14 protein-coding genes and 1 other RNA gene are annotated in these 18,889 nt (G+C 32.1%); all 15 read left to right on the forward strand.

Features of this window, described 5'->3' with window-relative positions; translation table 11 throughout:
• Nucleotides 1-2: 2 nt before the first annotated feature.
• The 15 genes from addB (at nt 3) to CLCOS_RS18210 (ending at nt 18,696) form a co-directional block, all read left to right on the forward strand.
• Nucleotides 3-3,455, forward strand: a complete 3,453-nt coding sequence (gene addB / locus CLCOS_RS18135; RefSeq protein ID WP_063601771.1) for a helicase-exonuclease AddAB subunit AddB — start codon at nt 3-5, stop codon at nt 3,453-3,455.
• 216 nt (nt 3,456-3,671) lie between these two features.
• Nucleotides 3,672-3,863, forward strand: a non-coding RNA gene (gene ssrS / locus CLCOS_RS18140) — 6S RNA.
• 302 nt (nt 3,864-4,165) lie between these two features.
• Nucleotides 4,166-6,295: a formate dehydrogenase subunit alpha gene (gene fdhF / locus CLCOS_RS18150; protein ID WP_082853577.1), complete on the forward strand. Its 2,130-nt coding sequence runs from the start codon at nt 4,166-4,168 to the stop codon at nt 6,293-6,295.
• Between the two features lie 84 nt (nt 6,296-6,379).
• Nucleotides 6,380-7,579 (forward strand): molybdopterin molybdotransferase MoeA, encoded by a 1,200-nt coding sequence (locus CLCOS_RS18155; RefSeq protein WP_063601773.1) that lies wholly within the window; start codon nt 6,380-6,382, stop codon nt 7,577-7,579.
• Nucleotides 7,557-8,126, forward strand: a complete 570-nt coding sequence (gene mobB / locus CLCOS_RS18160) for a molybdopterin-guanine dinucleotide biosynthesis protein B (RefSeq protein ID WP_023162854.1) — start codon at nt 7,557-7,559, stop codon at nt 8,124-8,126. Before CLCOS_RS18155 ends, mobB begins: the two co-directional genes overlap by 23 nt.
• The gene (gene fdhD / locus CLCOS_RS18165) at nt 8,089-8,877 is read left to right on the forward strand and encodes a formate dehydrogenase accessory sulfurtransferase FdhD (protein ID WP_063601774.1); all 789 of its coding nucleotides are present in this window, start codon (nt 8,089-8,091) and stop codon (nt 8,875-8,877) included. The genes mobB and fdhD overlap by 38 nt, the downstream gene beginning before the upstream one ends.
• Before the next feature lie 295 nt (nt 8,878-9,172).
• Nucleotides 9,173-9,658 (forward strand): NADH-quinone oxidoreductase subunit NuoE, encoded by a 486-nt coding sequence (nuoE, locus tag CLCOS_RS18170; protein ID WP_013237373.1) that lies wholly within the window; start codon nt 9,173-9,175, stop codon nt 9,656-9,658.
• Complete coding sequence (locus tag CLCOS_RS18175; protein ID WP_013237374.1) at nt 9,651-11,450, forward strand: NADH-ubiquinone oxidoreductase-F iron-sulfur binding region domain-containing protein; 1,800 nt, start codon at nt 9,651-9,653, stop codon at nt 11,448-11,450. Before nuoE ends, CLCOS_RS18175 begins: the two co-directional genes overlap by 8 nt.
• A gap of 16 nt (nt 11,451-11,466) precedes the next feature.
• Complete coding sequence (locus CLCOS_RS18180; RefSeq protein WP_023162856.1) at nt 11,467-12,222, forward strand: 2Fe-2S iron-sulfur cluster-binding protein; 756 nt, start codon at nt 11,467-11,469, stop codon at nt 12,220-12,222.
• Nucleotides 12,223-12,248: 26 nt separating this feature from the next.
• A complete protein-coding gene (locus tag CLCOS_RS18185; RefSeq protein WP_063601775.1) occupies nt 12,249-12,803 on the forward strand; it encodes a 4Fe-4S dicluster domain-containing protein in 555 nt (184 codons plus the stop codon).
• Between the two features lie 42 nt (nt 12,804-12,845).
• Nucleotides 12,846-14,234: a [FeFe] hydrogenase, group A gene (locus tag CLCOS_RS18190; RefSeq protein ID WP_013237377.1), complete on the forward strand. Its 1,389-nt coding sequence runs from the start codon at nt 12,846-12,848 to the stop codon at nt 14,232-14,234.
• Between the two features lie 4 nt (nt 14,235-14,238).
• Nucleotides 14,239-14,805, forward strand: a complete 567-nt coding sequence (locus CLCOS_RS18195; RefSeq protein ID WP_013237378.1) for a 4Fe-4S dicluster domain-containing protein — start codon at nt 14,239-14,241, stop codon at nt 14,803-14,805.
• Nucleotides 14,806-15,376: 571 nt separating this feature from the next.
• Nucleotides 15,377-16,756 (forward strand): sigma-54 interaction domain-containing protein, encoded by a 1,380-nt coding sequence (locus CLCOS_RS18200; RefSeq protein ID WP_242866959.1) that lies wholly within the window; start codon nt 15,377-15,379, stop codon nt 16,754-16,756.
• 144 nt (nt 16,757-16,900) lie between these two features.
• The gene (locus tag CLCOS_RS18205; protein WP_013237380.1) at nt 16,901-17,176 is read left to right on the forward strand and encodes a EutN/CcmL family microcompartment protein; all 276 of its coding nucleotides are present in this window, start codon (nt 16,901-16,903) and stop codon (nt 17,174-17,176) included.
• A 479-nt stretch (nt 17,177-17,655) separates the two neighbouring features.
• The gene (locus CLCOS_RS18210; protein ID WP_063601776.1) at nt 17,656-18,696 is read left to right on the forward strand and encodes a PocR ligand-binding domain-containing protein; all 1,041 of its coding nucleotides are present in this window, start codon (nt 17,656-17,658) and stop codon (nt 18,694-18,696) included.
• The last annotated feature ends 193 nt before the right edge of the window (nt 18,697-18,889 follow it).

Consider the following 18,889-nt stretch of genomic DNA (forward strand, 5'->3'; position numbering starts at 1 on the left):
TTATGAGCATAAGGTTTATATATGGAAGGGCAGGAAGTGGTAAAAGTTATTATTGCCTTCAGAGCATAAAAAAGAGAATAGAAGAAAATGAGAATAGAAACCTCATACTTTTGGTACCTGAACAATTTTCTTTTCAAGCAGAGAAAAATTTATTAAAATCAGTGGGACAAAAGGGTATGTTAAAAGCTCAGGTATTGAGCTTTAAGAGAGCTGCAGAAAGAGTGTTTGGTGAAGTAGGTGGTGGTACAAGAAAGCATGTAAATGATTCAGGAAAAGCTATACTTCTCTATGAAATAATAGAGAGGAATAAAAAGAAATTAAAAGTATTTGGGAAATCTACTAAAAAACAAGGCTTTGTAAATATGATTTCAGATATGATAACTGAATTAAAAAAGTATAACATATCAATTAAACTCTTACAAGATAGCTTGGATAGAATAGAAAATATAAATCTGAAAAACAAGTTAGAAGATATAATAATAATTTACTCGGAGTTTCAAGAGAGGCTTCATAAGAATTATATAGATTCTGATGATATACTATCCCTGCTATATGAAAAACTTGATAGATCTAATTTTTTTAACAATGCGGAAGTATGGATTGATGAATTTTATAGTTTTACGCCGCAAGAATATAAAGTGCTGGAAAAGATTATATGTAAATCATATAGGACAAATGTAACCTTATGTACAGATATTTTAAGCGAGAATTCTTCTCTTGAAAGTATGGATTTATTTTTACCTACAAAAATCACCGAAAAAAAACTTTTAGAAATAGCTAAAAATAATAATATAGCTTATGACAAACCAATGGCATTAAAATCTAATTCTTACAGCAGATTTAAAGGTAATGCAGAGCTTGGGCATCTAGAACAATACATTTTTTCGTATCCTTACAAAACTTATAAAAGATCAAGTTCAAGTATAAGAATATTTAAAGCCTTAAATAAATATACTGAAGTGGAAAATACTGCTCGGGATATATTAAAAATGTGCAGGGATGAGGGGTTTAGATTTAGAGATATTTCAGTTGTGACGGGAGATTTAGATGGATATGAAAATATTATAAAAGCTGTGTTCAATCAATATAATATACCTTATTTTATAGATAAAAAAAGGGAAATTGATGATAGTCCTATTATAATTTTAATAATTTCGGCTGTAGAAATACTTTCAAAAAATTGGTCCTATGAAGCTGTATTTAGATATTTAAAAACGGGACTTTTGAATTTAGAATTTGACGAGATAGATATGTTAGAAAATTATGTGCTTGCCAATGGAATAATAGGAAAAAAGTGGACTGATCCAAAGCCGTGGAATTATAGAATAAACTATGGAAATTTTGATGAAGAAATATCTGAAGAAGAGACAGAATATTTAAAAAAGATAAACTGTATAAGGGATAAAGTTAGAGAACCTATTTTAAAGCTTTCAGAGGATATAAAAGGTAAGAAGACAGGACAACAGATGTGTGAAGGACTATATAATTTTTTGCTCAATTTAGAGGTGCCAGAAAAAGTGGAGGCACTTATAAAGAAATTTAGAAATACTTCTAAATTAGATAAAGCAAATGAGTATAGCCAAATATGGAATATAGTAGTAGATATATTAGATCAAATAGCAGTTGTTATAGGAGATGAATCCATTGGAATGGGGCTATTTAGTGAAGTACTTGCAAATGGCTTTTCTCAATATGAAATAGGAGTAATACCTGCATCCTTAGACCAAGTTTTAGTCAGTAGTGTAACCAGGTTAAGAAGTCACGATGTAAGAATACTTTATATTGTTGGAGTTAACGATGGAATATTTCCAGCATCTATATCTGCAGATGGAGTATTTACGGATGAAGACAGGGATGAATTGAGGAAAAGAGGAATGGAACTTGCAAAAGATACTAGAAGCAGGGCTTTTGAAGAACAACTTTTAGTATATGGAATACTTACTAAAGCAGACAAATATTTAACATTAAGCTATTCAATGAGTGATGAAGAGGGAAAAAGTAAGAGACAATCTATTGTCATATCTATTATAAAAAAATTATTTCCTAAGGTTCAAGAAGAGAGTAATTTAAAAGGTATTTTGGGAGATAAAGCAGGAATAGAAGCTGTAAATGGACCTAAAGATACATTTAATGAATTGATTTCAAATATAAGAAGAAGCATAGAAGATAACAATTCTGTAGATCCACTTTGGATTAACGTATATAGATGGTATAAAAATGATCCTAGTTGGAGTAAGAAAGTTGAAACTGTTTTAAAAGGATTTTCATATAACAATTACATTGAAATTTTAGATAAAAGTAAAGTTAGAAGACTTTATGGAAGCCATTTGAATATAAGTGTTTCAAGATTAGAGAAATTTTCAGAGTGCCCTTTTGCATATTTTGTACAGTATGGACTTAAAGTTGAAGATAGAAAAATGTATAATTTAAGTTCTCCGGATTTAGGAAGCTTTATGCATGATATACTTAAAAAGTTTTCCATACAGTTAAAAGAAAAAAAGTTAACCTGGAATGATATAGATAGGAATTGGTGTGAGGAAAATGTAAAAGTTGTAGTAGATAGTACTTTAAGTGGTATGCCAGGATCCATATTGAACAGTTCAAAGAAGTATAAACATATTACAGATAATTTAAAAAAAATACTTACAAGGTCAGTATGGCTTATAGCAGAACATATGAAAAGAGGTAAGTTTGTACCAAGGGCTTATGAACTTTCTTTTGGAGACTCCGGAGATATACCTCCTATTTCAATAAAACTTCACTCGGGAGAAGAAGTTAGTCTCATAGGTAGAGTGGATAGAATAGATTTATTAGAGCAGGATTCAGTTGTATATCTTAGAATAATAGACTACAAATCTGGTACAAAGGAATTTAAGCTGTCAGACATATATTATGGTTTTCAAATGCAGCTTTTAATATATTTGGATGCCATACTTGCGGAACTGGATGAAAAATTTAATAAAGAAGGTATACCGGGAGGAATATTATATTTTAAATTGGATGATCCCATAATAAAAACAGAAGGAAATATAAGTGACTCTGAGATAGAGAAGAGGATACTTAAGAGTCTTAGGATGAATGGATTGCTTTTAAATGATCCTGAGATAATAAGGCAAATGGATAGTGAAATGGAAAGAACTTCAGATATTATATGTGCTTCCATAAAGAAAGATGGCAACCTTTCAAAGACTCAATCGTCTCTAGCAACTAGGAAGCAATTTGAATTACTAAGGAAATATGTAAGAAGCACAATAGTAGATTTAAGTGAAAAGATACTAGAAGGGGATATAGAGGCAGCTCCATATAAAAATAAAAGCAAGACAGGATGTAGTTATTGTATTTATTCTGCTATTTGCCAATTTGATACATCTATAAAAGGAAATGAATATAAGATAATTAAAGATAAAAAGGATGAAGAAGTTTGGAAGGATATTGAAGGAAAAGTTGGAAAGTAAAATTTCGATGGAATAGTTGCAAAATTTGAAGGATTGTGTGGAACTATTTACTAGAATAATGGTACAGATATGTATATGATAGTAGTACAGATATGTGCATATTTTACAGTTTCAATAGATATTGTAAAAAAATATATAAAGTATAATTGACAGGCCAAATGACTTATTATATAATAAGTCTGTAAAAACGTTATCAAAGCATTTTAAATATTTATAAAAGATCTGAGGTATACGTAAGCTTTAGTTTTGAACCTACGTTATGTAAACGGAAGTTCAATATTTAGATGGGTACATGAAGCCTACTTATAATTGTAATTGAAAGTTTAGGAGGATGGAGACATCTGTGAGGACATCCACCTATTTTGGGATAGGTGTCAAAGTAAAGTTAAACGGTATTTTGGATAAAATAAAAGTAATCTTTAAGATTATGATTTCTAAAGAGAGGTTGAGAGAGATCTCTCTTTTTATGTCCAGCATAATGCATCTGTATTTCATTTAAATATATTTTAAAACTATATTTAAAAAGTGATTAAAAAATGGAACTATTATTTTAAATTGCAATAAAGTCTCAATAAAGTATTAAAAAAAATTAAACAAAAGTAACCTTAGTAACCTTGACTTTAAATTCTGAATATTTTAAAATGAAATTGTAATCGGTAAAAGTAATTTATAGGTAAATTTAATATATAAAGTTATTGGGGGGTAAAACAATGGATAAAAAAGTTTTAACTGTTTGTCCTTACTGTGGCGCTGGTTGTAATTTATACTTGCATGTAAAGAATGGCAAAATAATTAAAGCAGAGCCTGCTAATGGTAGGACAAATGAAGGATCACTGTGTTTAAAAGGACACTTTGGTTGGGATTTTTTAAACGATCCTAAAATATTGACATCTAGAATTAAACATCCGATGATAAGAAAAAACGGAGAGTTAGAAGAGGTAAGCTGGGATGAAGCTATTAGTTTTACGGCTTCAAGATTGTCACAAATAAAAGAGAAATATGGACCTGATTCCATAATGGGAACAGGATGTGCTAGGGGTTCTGGAAACGAAGCAAACTACATAATGCAAAAGTTTATGAGGGCGGTTATTGGAACCAATAACGTAGATCACTGTGCCAGAGTTTGACATGCTCCTTCTGTAGCCGGTCTGGCTTACGTTTTAGGAAATGGTGCTATGTCAAATGGTATACATGAAATAGATGATACAGATTTACTACTTATTTTTGGATATAATGGAGCAGCTTCGCATCCAATAGTTGCTAAGAGAATAGTTAGGGCAAAACAAAAGGGTGCAAAGGTAATAGTTGTAGATCCACGTATAACAGAGTCTGGTAGGATAGCAGATTTATGGCTCCCTATAAAAAATGGAACAAATATGGTTCTTGTAAATACTTTTGCCAACATACTTATAAATAAACAGTTTTATAACAAACAATATGTAGAAGATCATACTGTTGGTTTTGAAGAATATAGATCTATAGTTGAAAATTATACTCCTGAATATGCAGAAAAAGTTACTGGTATACCTTCAGAGGATATAGTAGAAGCTATGAAAATGTACTCAGGTGCTAAAAATGCCATGATATTATATGGTATGGGAGTATGTCAATTTGCTCAAGCTGTAGATGTAGTTAAGGGACTAGCTTCTATAGCATTATTAACTGGTAATTTTGGAAGACCTAATGTAGGTATAGGACCTGTAAGAGGCCAGAACAATGTTCAAGGTGCTTGTGATATGGGAGCACTTCCTAATGTATACCCAGGTTATCAAAGTGTAACTGACGATGCAATTAGGGAAAAATTTGAAAAAGCTTGGGGTGTTAAACTTCCAAACAAAATTGGTTATCACCTGACACAAGTTCCTGAATTAACGCTTAAAGAAGATAAAATAAAGGCATATTATATAATGGGTGAAGATCCAGTTCAAAGTGATCCTGATTCTAATGAAATGAGAGAGACACTGGATAAAATGGAACTTGTAATAGTTCAGGATATATTTATGAATAAAACTGCACTCCATGCAGATGTAATTTTACCTTCCACGTCTTGGGGAGAACATGAAGGAGTCTTTAGTTCTGCAGATAGAGGATTCCAGAGATTTAGAAAAGCTGTAGAACCTAAGGGAGATGTTAAACCAGATTGGGAAATAATTTCAGAAATTGCCTGTGCTATGGGTTATAATATGCATTATAACAATACTGAGGAAATATGGAATGAACTTATAAATTTATGTCCAAATTTCAAAGGAGCAACTTATAAGAGACTCGAAGAATTAGGAGGAATCCAATGGCCTTGTCCATCTGAAAATCATCCTGGAACTTCTTATCTCTACAAAGGTAATAAATTTAATACACCTACTGGAAAAGCAAACTTATTTGCAGCAGAATGGAGACCTCCTGTAGAGCAGACAGATAAAGATTATCCACTTGTTCTTTCTACAGTTAGAGAAGTAGGACATTATTCTGTAAGAACAATGACAGGAAACTGTAGGGCACTTCAGCAGTTAGCCGATGAACCAGGATATGTACAAATTAATCCAATGGATGCAAAGGCTGAGGGAATAATAGATGGCGAGCTTATGAGAATAAGTTCACGAAGAGGTTCTGTGGTTGCCCGTGCACTTGTTACTGAAAGGGCAAATAAAGGAGCAGTCTATATGACCTATCAATGGTGGGTAGGCGCATGTAATGAACTTACATCTAATAATCTAGATCCAGTATCAAAAACTCCTGAATTAAAGTATTGTGCAGTAAAAATAGAAGCTATAAAAGATCAGAAAGAAGCTGAAAAGTTTATAAAAGATCAATATGATCTTTTAAAGAAAAAGATGAATGTTTAATATTTTAATATAAAGATGGCTAAAAAGACCTTGATTAAGAGGTCTTTTAGCCAAAAGCTTTAAATCAATAGGAGTTGATAGACTGTGATAGACGTACATGAAGCATTCAATATAGTAATGAATAACACAAAACTGCTTAAAGGTGAAGATATATCGTTGATAAATTCTCTTAACAGGGTATTGGCAGAGGATATAAGCTCAAAAGATAATCTTCCCCCATTTGACAAATCCTGTATGGATGGGTATGCTTTAAAAAGTGAAGATACTAAGGAAAAAATGTCAAAATTTCAGATTAAAGGAAGCATAAAGGCGGGAGATTTTTCTGATATAGTATTGAAAAATGGCGAAGCGATAAAAATAATGACAGGAGCTCCAGTGCCAAAAGGTGCAGATGCAGTTATTCAAATAGAAAAAGTAAAAGTAGAAGGAAAAGAACTTCATGTATTAGAAAAGGTATCTCCTGGAACCAACATATTTAAAACTGGTGAGGAGATAAAAATTGGTGATGTTGCTTTAAGAAAAGGAAAGATTTTGAGACCTGCAGAAATAGGGTTATTGGCATCACTAGGTTATACTAAAATAAAATGTTATAAAGCCCCTAAAATTATAATAATAAATACTGGGGATGAACTTATAAATATAGATCAAAACTTAATGCAAGGTAAAATAAGGAATTGTAATGAATATACATTAATTGCCCTTATTAAAAATTTAAATGCAGAAGTTAAATCGTATGGAATAATAAGAGATGATAAGGATAAGATTTTTAATGCTATAAAAACTGCATTTGAAGAGGGAGATATAATCATAACTACTGGAGGAGCATCTGTAGGTGATTACGATTTTATAGAAGATGTTCTTCAGAAAATAGGAACAGATATAAAGTTTACTTCGGTAGCTATTAAACCAGGAAAACCAGTTGTTTTTGCAACTTTTAAAGATAAATTGTTCTTTGGACTTCCAGGAAATCCGCTTTCGGTAATAAATTCATTTGAAAGTTTTGTAGCACCATCTATTAAAAAAATGATTGGAAGAGATGATGCGTTTCCTGAAGAATTTCCTGTAACTTTAAAAGATGATTTTAAATCAGGAAAAGAAAGAGACTGCTATATGTATGTAAACATAAAAAAGGAAGATAACCGTTATTATGCCTATGATGTAGGAAGACAAGATTCCAATGGGCTTTTTACGCTTACTAAGTCAAATGGAGTCGTCATCATGGAAAAGGGAACTAGTATAGCAAAAGCTGGAGATATTTTAAATGGAAAATTTATATTCAAATAAGAGGTCAGTAATTTCTATTATTTCATCTAGTTCAAATTCGGGTAAGACTACCTTGATAGAAGGAATAATAAGAATTCTAAAAAGCAGAGGATATAAGGTTGGTGCAATAAAGAATGATGCTCATAAGTTACAGATAGATTACCCAGGAAAAGACAGCTTTAGATTTACAGAGGCAGGTGCGGACAATGTTGTTATTGCATCGGATAATACAGTGGCTATGATAAAAAAAGTAAGTGGACCCAAAAGTATAGAAGAACTGCTGTTGCTTTTTCAAGATGTAGATATTGTAATAGTGGAAGGCTTCAAGGGTAACGAATTTCCTAAAATAGAAGTATACAGGAAAAATGCAAGCAAATGTTTACTTTACAAAAATTCTAAATATAATTTTCAAAATTTTGTAGCTATTGTAACCAATGAAAACTTAATAACTGATATTCCTGTATTTGATATAAATGATACAAAAAAAATAGCTGATTTTATTGAGAACGACTTTATAGGAGGTAACAAAAATGGAGAAAACCATGGAACTTCATGTAGTCAAATATGACAAAGAATGTAAAAAGACAGTAGAGGAATCAACTATTTGTGAATATCCTTTAAATGTATTTGTAAATGGTGAACATTTGACAGTACTCTTATGTACGCCTGAAAAACTTAAGGAATTAACAATAGGTTTCTTGGCCTTTAGAGGTGTTATAAAATCTCTAGATGAAATAAAATCTCTAGAGATAGATGAAAAAAGTGGAGCGTCCAGGGTAACTTTGAAAAATAGCCAATTTAATAAAGAGTTGTATTCAAAGCAAGTGCTTCCTATAACATTTAATGAAAATGAGAAAAGTAAGTTCTTTTCATATATTATTGATTCCATGGAAATTAGTATAATCAACAATGATAATGTTTACATTCATGTCGATAAAATCTATGATCTAATGATGGACAATCTTGGATATTCCAAGACGTTTAAACTCACTGGAGGAGCACATTGTGCAGCTCTTTGTGATGAAGATAAAGTAATATCTATTTGTGAGGATGTGGCTAGACACAATGCTGTAGACAAGCTTATAGGTGAGGCATTTATAAAAAATATTTATTTAAAGGATAAAATAATATTTGTGAGCAGCAGAGTATCTTTTGAAATGGTATATAAAATTGCTAGGCTAGGGGTACCTATAATAATATCTAAATCTGCACCTACAAGTCTTTCTATAGAATTTGCAAAAGCTTTAAATGTTACATTAATTGGATTTGTAAGAGGAGAAAGAATGAATGTATATACAAATCCACAGAGAATAATATAGTAATTTCTGTTAACATATTTTTGAATATAATCTTAAAAAATTAATCATATAGTTATATAAAAATAATATAATATTTAATGTTAATAATTAGTCCCTAATTAAATAGGACTAAGTTTATATTTTAATTTTTAAATAAGGTAATTAAAATAATTTTAAATTAAATGTGTTATATGTTTTAAAATTATTTCTTAAGTATAGAGGCTCAAATCTTTGGTTTAGAGCTAATATCTTATTCCTTCTAATATTTTAAGGGGGAAATCAATTATAATATTCAAATGGGAGGGTGAAGTATTTAATGTTAACTAAACAGCAAAATGAAGACCTGTCTGGACAAGATGTAATTGAAAAATATCCTAAAGAGCAGAGATTTACTCTTGCTATACTACAGGATATACAGAGAAAGTACAAATATATACCAAGAGAAGCACTGGAGAATTTAGCTAAGTATTTGGACACGCCTGTAAGTAGACTGTATGGTATGGCTACTTTTTATAAGGCATTGAGCCTTACTCCAAAAGGGGAAAACATAATAACTGTATGTGATGGAACTGCTTGCCATGTTGCTGGTTCTATGGTTGTAATGGATGAACTTGAAAAGGCAATAGGAATTAAACCAGGTGAAACTACAGAGGATCTCAAATTTTCAATAAATACAGTTAACTGTATAGGATGCTGTGCAATAGCTCCTGTCATGATGATAAATGACAAATATTATGGAAATTTAACACCTAAACTGGTTGAAGAAATTCTTAGTGAGTATAGGAGTGAGAGTGATGAGTGATAAAAAAACTGTCAATATATGTTGTGGCACAGGTTGTTTAGCTAAAGGCAGTATGGAAGTATATGAAGAAATGAAGGCACAAATAGCTAAATTAGGGGCAAATGCAGAAGTAAATGTTAAATTAAAAGCAACAGGTTGCGATGGATTGTGTGAGAAAGGTCCTGTACTGAAAATATATCCAGATGACATTGCATATTTTAAAGTTAAAGTAGAAGATGTAGAAGACGTAGTAAAAAAGACATTGATGAATGGGGAAATAATTGAAAAATTATTATATTTTGAGACTGCTACAAAACAGAGATTAAGAAATCATAAAGAAAGTGAATTTTGTAAAAGACAATACAAAATTGCTCTCAGAAATGTTGGTGAAATAGATCCAATAAGTTTGGAAGATTATGTTGAAAGAGGCGGATACAAAGCTCTTAAAAAAGCAATAAGCAGCATGAAACCTGAAGATGTGCTTGAAGAAATAACAAAATCAGGTCTTAGAGGAAGAGGTGGAGCAGGATTCCCAACAGGACGTAAATGGAAAACTGCTGCAGATATTGATACATCACCTATATATGTAGTATGTAATGGTGATGAAGGAGATCCTGGAGCATTTATGGATAGAAGTATAATGGAGGGAGATCCTAACAGTGTTATAGAAGGTATGACATTATGTGCTTATGCAGTAGGAGGTACAAATGGATTTGCTTATATAAGAGATGAATATGGACTTGCTGTAGAAAATATGCAGAAAGCTATTAATAAAGCAAAAGATGAAAATTTATTAGGTAATAATATATTAGGAACTGATTTTTCCTTTGATATACAGATAGTAAGAGGTGGAGGAGCTTTTGTATGTGGTGAATCTACTGCACTTATGTCGTCTATAGAAGGTATGGTAGGTGAACCTAGAGCTAAATATATACACACTACAGAAAAAGGATTGTGGGGACAACCTACAGTTTTAAATAATGTAGAAACTTGGGCCAATGTACCTATAATAATTGAAAAAGGCGGAGATTGGTATCATGCTATAGGAACTATGGAGAAGAGTAAGGGAACAAAGGTATTCTCATTAGTTGGAAAAGTTAAGAATACTGGACTTGTAGAAGTACCTATGGGAACTACTCTTAGAGAAATAATATATGATATTGGCGGTGGAGTATTAAATGATAGAAAGTTTAAGGCAGTTCAGATAGGTGGACCTTCAGGTGGATGTTTACCAGCTGAATATTTAGATTTGCCAGTAGATTATGATACTTTGGTTAAAGCAGATTCCATGATGGGTTCAGGCGGAATGATCGTAATGGATGATAGAACCTGTATGGTAGATGTAACTAGATATTACTTGAGCTTCTTGGCTGAAGAATCTTGTGGAAAGTGTGTACCTTGTAGAGAAGGCGTAAAGAGGATGCTTGAAATACTCACTGACATATGCAATGGTGATGGAAAAGAAGGAGACATAGAAGAGCTTCTTGAAATATGTTCCATGACAAGCAAGGCATCTCTGTGCAGTCTTGGTAAGAGTGCTCCAAATCCAGTAATTGCTTCTATAAGATATTTTAGAGATGAATTTGAAGAGCATATAAAGAATAAGAGATGTAGAGCAGGAGTTTGTAAGAAACTTACTACATTTGGTATAGACGAGGATAAATGTAAGGGATGCGATATGTGTAAAAAGAATTGTCCAGCTGATTGTATAACAGGGGAAATTAAGAAACCACATACAATAGATGCTGATAAGTGCTTGAGATGCGGTAACTGCATGAACATCTGTAAGTTTGATGCTGTTAAGGTTCTATAGGGAGGTGAATGTAGATATGAAAATTACAATAGATGGAAAAGCTTGTGAAGCTGAAAAAGGAGAATTCATATTACAAATAGCAAGAAGAAATAACATATATATACCTACATTATGTCACAGCGATGCATTGCCTGGGCTTGCTAGCTGTAGACTATGTATAGTTAAAGTAGTAGATAGGGGACGTGCAAAGATAGTAACTTCCTGTATATTCCCTGTAAGTAAGGAAGTAGAAGTTATAACTAATGACGATGAAATAAAGAGAATGAGAAAAAACATAGTTATGCTTTTAAAAGTAAGATGCCCTGAAAATAAAGAGGTAAATGAATTAGCTAAAGCCTTTGGAGTAGAGGAAAAGAGAGTAAAGAGGTTCAAATTGGATCCAGAACAAAATTGTGTTTTGTGCGGACTTTGCGCAAAAGCTTGCAAGGAATTAGGTACTGGAGCAATTTCAACAGTTAATAGGGGTATGTATAAAGAAGTAGCAACTCCATATCACGAATCTTCACCGGAATGTATAGGATGTGCTTCCTGTGCAAATGTTTGTCCAACTAATGCAATAAAGGTTGTGGATAAAGATGGAGAAAGAGAAATATGGGGCAAAAAATTCAAGATGGTTAAGTGTGATTTGTGCGGAGAATATTTTGCTACAGAAGAACATGTAAAATATGCTTACAATAGGCTTGGAAAAGAGCAGCCAGAAAAACTTATGTGCAGCAGCTGCAAGAAGAAAGTTACAGCCAAAGATGTCAAAAATATTTTTGAGAACGTGTGAAAATTAAAAGAGGGGTGGTAATTTAAATGAAACCAGAGTTTAATTCTTTTGTAATAGCCGATCCTGACAAGTGCATAGGCTGTAGATCTTGTGAGATTGCCTGTGCTGCAAAACATAGAGAAGATACTCAAGGAAAAACCATTGGAACTATGAATAATAAAGTTACTCCAAGGTTATTCTTTGTTAAAAATAAAGGAAATGTAATGCCAGTACAATGCAGACATTGTGAGGATGCACCATGTCTAAATGCCTGCCCAGTTAATGCTATAGTTGAAAAAGATGGAAGTATCATTATAAATGAAAGTGCATGTATAGGATGTCAGACCTGTACAATAGTATGTCCGGTAGGTGCTGTAAGTTTACTGCCTAGAACTCAAGGTAAAGTAGTTACAGGAGGAATTCAGGTTAAAGTAAGAGCAGCAGCTTATAAATGTGATTTATGTAAGGAAGAGGGAGGAGAACCTGCTTGCGTCAAAGAATGTCCAAAAGAGGCCTTGAGGTTAGTAGATCCTAGAGAAGATAAAAAAGATCGTAGTGTGAAAGCTGCTATGGAACTGTTAAGTATAAACGCAAATCTCTAATTTATAAGTTATAAAAATCCGGAAAAGAAAGGAATGTTAAATATGCCAACTAGTACTTCTATGATAAATATAGATGAAGAATTATGTACAGGCTGCAGACGATGTGCGGATGTCTGCCCTGTAGATGCTATAGAAGGTGAACAGGGTAAACCTCAGAAGATAAATACTGAAAAGTGTGTTATGTGCGGACAATGCATTCAAGTTTGTAAAGGCTATCAATCTGTATACGACGATGTTCCTACTCCAGTTAGCAAAAGGTTATTTGATAGAGGATTGTTAAAGGAAGTAGATGAACCATTATTTGCAGCATATAATAAAGGTCAGGCAAAGAGTGTTAAAGAAATTTTACAAAACAAAGATGTATTTAAAATTGTGCAATGTGCACCTGCCGTAAGAGTTGCTATAGGAGAGGATTTTGGAATGCCTCTTGGAACTTTAAGTGAAGGAAAAATGGCAGCTGCACTCAGAAAATTAGGATTTGACAAAGTATATGATACAAACTTTGGTGCAGATCTTACTATAATGGAAGAAGGTAGTGAGTTACTAAAAAGAGTAGCTGAAGGCGGAGTTTTGCCAATGTTTACTTCTTGTTGTCCAGCATGGGTAAAATATGCAGAACAAACATATCCAGAACTTTTACCTCATCTTTCAAGTTGTAAGTCTCCAAATCAGATGGCTGGAGCTATATTTAAAACTTATGGAGCAGAGATAAATAAGGTTAATCCGGCTAAAATTTATAATGTATCTGTTATGCCATGTACATGCAAGGAATTTGAAAGTGAAAGAGAAGAAATGCATGACAGTGGACACAGGGATGTAGATGCAGTTATAACTACAAGGGAATTAGCACAACTGTTCAAAGATGCTGATATAGATTTTAATACTATTGAAGAAGAACAGTTTGATACTCCTCTTGGTATGTATACCGGTGCAGGAACTATATTTGGTGCTACAGGTGGAGTTATGGAAGCAGCACTTAGAACTGGATATGAACTTTATACTAAAAAAACTATTCCAAGTATAGATCTTACTATGGTAAGAGGTGGAGAAGGTTTTAGAACTGCTGAAGTAGATTTAGGGGATATTAGACTAAAAGTAGGAGTAGTTTCCGGCTTAAAAAATGTAAAAGACGTTATGGAATCAGTAAAGGCAGGCAAATGTGATTTGCACTTTATAGAGGTTATGACCTGTCCTCAAGGATGTATAAGTGGTGGAGGACAACCTAAAGTTATACTTGATTCAGATAAAGAGGAAGCTTATAATAATAGGAAAAAGGGACTATATAATCATGACGCTAATCTTACTTATAGAAAATCACATGAAAATCCAGAAATAAAGAAAATATATGATGAGTTCTTAGACAAACCATTAGGAGCTAAGTCTCATGAATTATTGCACACTAAATATATCTCAAGAAAAAAGGAGAGTTAATAAAATGAAGAATTGCCTCGTAGTAGCAGATCCTAATAAATGCATAGGATGTAGGACTTGTGAAGCAGCTTGTGGTATTGCACATTCAGGAGGGGACTTTTTTAACACAAATGTATCCAAGATTAATTTTAATCCTCGCTTAAATGTGATAAAAACTGCTAAAGTAAGTGCTCCTGTTCAATGCAGACAATGCGAAGATGCACCTTGTGGTAAAGCTTGTCCAGTTAACGCTATTTCAAATGAAAATGGTTATGTTAGTGTAAATAAAGATGTATGTGTTGGATGTAAAATCTGCATGTTAGCTTGTCCTTTTGGAGCTATTGAATTAGCTTCTCAATATAGGGATGGAGAAGTTGTAGACCAAAAGGGACTTAAGATGAGTGAGGAAGGTAATCCTACTGTGAATGGAAAAGGAAGAGTGGTAGCAAATAAGTGTGATCTCTGCCAGGATAGGGATGGAGGGCCTGCTTGTATAGAAGTTTGTCCTACAAAATCTCTCAAACTAGTTACTTATGATGACAATAATAATATAGTTGAAAAAAAAGATGACGACGAACGTGAAGTAAGCTAAAAAGTATATCAAGTGATTCTTAGGTTCAGGTGCGTAGCAGTGATTATCCCCCGCTTTGAAGAAGATGGGGGGTTAGCAATGGTAGCAATCGGATAAAACTATAGATAATATTTAGGAGCTTTCATCATAGCCATATGGTGAAAGCTCTTAGTTTTTTGTTGTATATAACTTAACTCAATTTTTTAAATACCAAAGTACAAAGATTAAAGAAGAAATTTGGATAAGTAAAAAATACTCCAGCATAGGGGTCTAACTATGCTGGAGTATTTTTACTTAGATTTTAGGTTTAGGGCTATTAAAATGTTTTTTCAAACATATATTCACATTTATATTTAAGCAACTCTTGTGCCAATTGTTGTCCTGTTGAAACAAGACACTTTATATTTATATAATATCATAATGACACAAAAAGTCAATATCATTATGATATTATATAAATATTTATCATAATGATACAATGATTTTTCATGATTGTTCTCAAAATGTGATATACTAAAACTAAATAGAAGATTTACATATAGAAGGAGGTTAAAGAATGGAAGATATGAGTTTCCTAGATGATGTAGGTAGTATGTGCAGGATTGATATGGACAGTATATTGGAATATGATATATCATCTTTTATACTTAAAGCTATTTTTGATTGCTGTTACGATGGTCTCATAATTACAGACGAAAACCTTTTAATAAAAAAAGTTAATATAACAACTGTTAAAATACTGGGAGTGAAAGAAGAAACTTTATATTTAACTTATTTAAATGAAATATTAAAGGATGAAATATTAAAAACTGTGGTACTTACTGGAGAAAACAAATGGTCGCAAGATTGTAGTTTTTATATAGATGGAAAAAGGATAAGATGTGTTGTAAATTTGGTGCCTGTAAAATTAAGAGGACGAATAATAGGATTAGTACTAGCTATTAGAGATACTAAAAACCTACATAAGATGGTAAATAATTTAGTGGGTTATAAGGCTTCATTTACTTTTGATGATGTCATTACAAAAAATGAAAGGGAGAAAACTGTCATAAAGTTAGCTAAAAGAGCAGCTAAAACAAATTGTAATATACTCATAGAAGGTGAAAGCGGCACAGGAAAAGAAGTATTTGCCCAATCTATTCATAATTACAGCAGTAGAAGTAAGGGGCCTTTTGTAGCTGTAAACTGTGCTGCAATACCTAGAGAATTAGTAGAAAGTGAACTTTTTGGATACGAAAAAGGTGCCTTTACTGGTGCATCAAAAGGAGGAAATCCAGGAAAATTTGAATTAGCAGATGGAGGTACAATATTTTTAGATGAAATAGGAGAACTCCCACTTGATATTCAGTCAAAACTTTTAAGGGTATTAGATAACCTTAAAATAGTTAGGGTTGGAGGAAATTATGAAAAATCTATTGACGTAAGAGTAATTGCGGCAACCAATAGGGTACTTAAAGATGAGGTTGAAAACAAAAATTTTAGAGGAGATCTTTATTATAGACTTAATGTCATGAATATTCATCTTATTCCTCTAAGAGACAGAAAGGAAGATATAGAACTTTTAGCCCAGTATTTTGTGAGTCAGCTTAATATTAAGAATCCATGTGATCCCAAGTATATAGACCCTTCCTACATAGAAAAGTTGAAGAGGTATAATTTTGAAGGAAATACAAGAGAACTTAGAAATGTAGTGGAAAGATCTTATTATCTTTGCGAGGATACCATGATAACCTCAAAGTACTTGATTGGTAGGAGTGGAAAAGCTGAAATACAAATAAGTAATGATTTATCAAAAGAAATTTTACCTTTAGAAGTAGTAGAAGAACGATGTATACGAAATGCACTTGAATATTGTAAAGGAAATGCCATGAAGGCGTCTGAATTACTACGAATAGGCAAGGCAACTATATACAGAAAGATAACTAAGTATGACATAGATTTGAATTTATATAATTATAAATCTGAAAATTGATTTAAGTTTAAAATTGCAATATAGTTGTGATACTAATAAAAAACGAAAAATAACATGTAAATAATTAAAAGTAGAAAAATATTGCCAAATATTTTAATTGTATAATACTAGTGATTAGAAAAACTTAAATAAAGGAGGGTATGTATGTTTTTAGGCAAAGTTGTTGGAAAGGTTGTTTCTACCCAAAAAAGTGAAAAGCTTATAGGAAACAAACTATTAATAGTAAAAAAAATAGATGAAAAAGAAAATTTAATAGGTGATCATTTTGTTGCTGTAGATACTGTAGGTGCAGGTGCTAATGATACTGTAATTGTGGTTACAGGAAGTGGATCAAGAAATTCTAGTGATTCTCAAAATGATATACCAATAGATGCTTCTATCGTAGGTATTGTAGATTCTATTGAATGGGATGAACGCTAATTAATAAAGTGTAATTAATTCTTAACTCGACTTTCGTAGTTTAAAAATATTGCGTCGCAATATTTTTGAGATGACAGAGGACAATTGACAGAGGACAGTGAAGGATGATGTTTCTCCGCTATGCTACGAAAAATCTTCAATTTAAAAGAAACTTATGTCCTTTTATTTTTCATGGGTATTCTTTTAGTGAGTAAGTATCTGAAAATCATAGATTTTAGATACTTACTTAAGCGATGTTTTGCTTTAGCAAAACAAGCTTAAAAATAAATTAGTTTTCTGACGTAAGGAGGAAAACTTACCTTCATTGTCCTCTGTCCTCTGTCAATTGTCCTCTCAAAAATGTTTCGCAATATTTTTATATTAAGTTAAAATTTTATATGTGCTAGAGTTGAGTTATATTATATAAAGTAAATGGATTATAATTACGATAAATATATAATAAGTTATGCTTGTATTAATTAGGAGGGATATATGTAGATATGGATAATAAAACTCAGCAAAAAGATTTTAAGGAAATGAAAATAGAGGACATAATTGACTTGAAGTTTTTGCAAGAACTTCAAGATAATTTTTCAAAAGGTACTGGAACTGCAAGTGTTTCTATAGATGATACAGGTTCACCTGTAACTGAAGGAAGTTGTTTTACCGATTTCTGCATGAAGCTTACAAGAGGATGTAAAATTGGCAATGAAAGGTGCCAGGAATGTGATAAAAAAGGTGGAGAAGAATCTTATAGAACAGGTAAACCTGCTGTTTATACTTGTCATGCTGGACTTACAGATTATGCAGCTCCAATAGTATTACAAGGTAAGATTATTGGCAGCGTTATTGGAGGACAAGTTTTGACGGCACCACCTGATGAAGATAAATTTAGAAAAATAGCCCTAGAAATAGGAGTAGATCCAAATGAATACATAGAGGCACTTAGAAAAGTAAAAGTTGTAGAAAAAGATAGAGTAGAAGCTATAGCAAAGGTATTATATATGATGGCAAATACTTTATCTAAACTTGGGTATAATCAATACAAGTTAGAACATATGGGTAAAAACATAAACGAAAGTTTACAGCAAATATCTCAAGCTATGGAAGGACTAGCATCTTCTGCTGTTACGGTTTCAGAAAATCAACAATCTTTAAATAAAGAGATTCAAAGTATAAAGGAGCTGTCGTCTAAAATATATGAAATTATAGGTTCTATAAAAAGTATTGCAGATCAGACAAAAATGCTTGGATTAAATGCGGCTATTGAAGCTGCTAGGGCGGGAGAATTTGGAAAAGGATTCGGTGTAGTATCAGACGAAATAAGAAAACTTTCGGATAGTTCAAAGGAAACTGCTGCTAAAGTTATAGAACTTACTTCAAATATTCAGACTTCTGTTTCAAAAACCTTGGAAACTTCTGATTATACATCAAAAACTACTGAAAATGAAGCAGCATCTATCCAGCAAATTAATTCTGGGTTACAGGAAGTATTATCTATGACTACTGAGATGAAAGAACTGGCACATGATTTAAAATAAGTACATATTAGAAATTTGATATATTGGTCTTAAAGGGCAATAATATTGTTCAATTATAGGATACTTATAAAAACTATATTTATATAACACATATAAATATAGTTTTTATTTGCTTAATTAGAATTATAAATACATTATATGTGAAAAATAATCAATAGTTTTAATAGTCAATAATTAGTAGTATGCTAAAATC

Origin of the sequence: Clostridium coskatii (assembly GCF_001675205.1) — a bacterium.
Taxonomy (GTDB): Bacteria; Bacillota; Clostridia; order Clostridiales; family Clostridiaceae; genus Clostridium_B; species Clostridium_B ljungdahlii.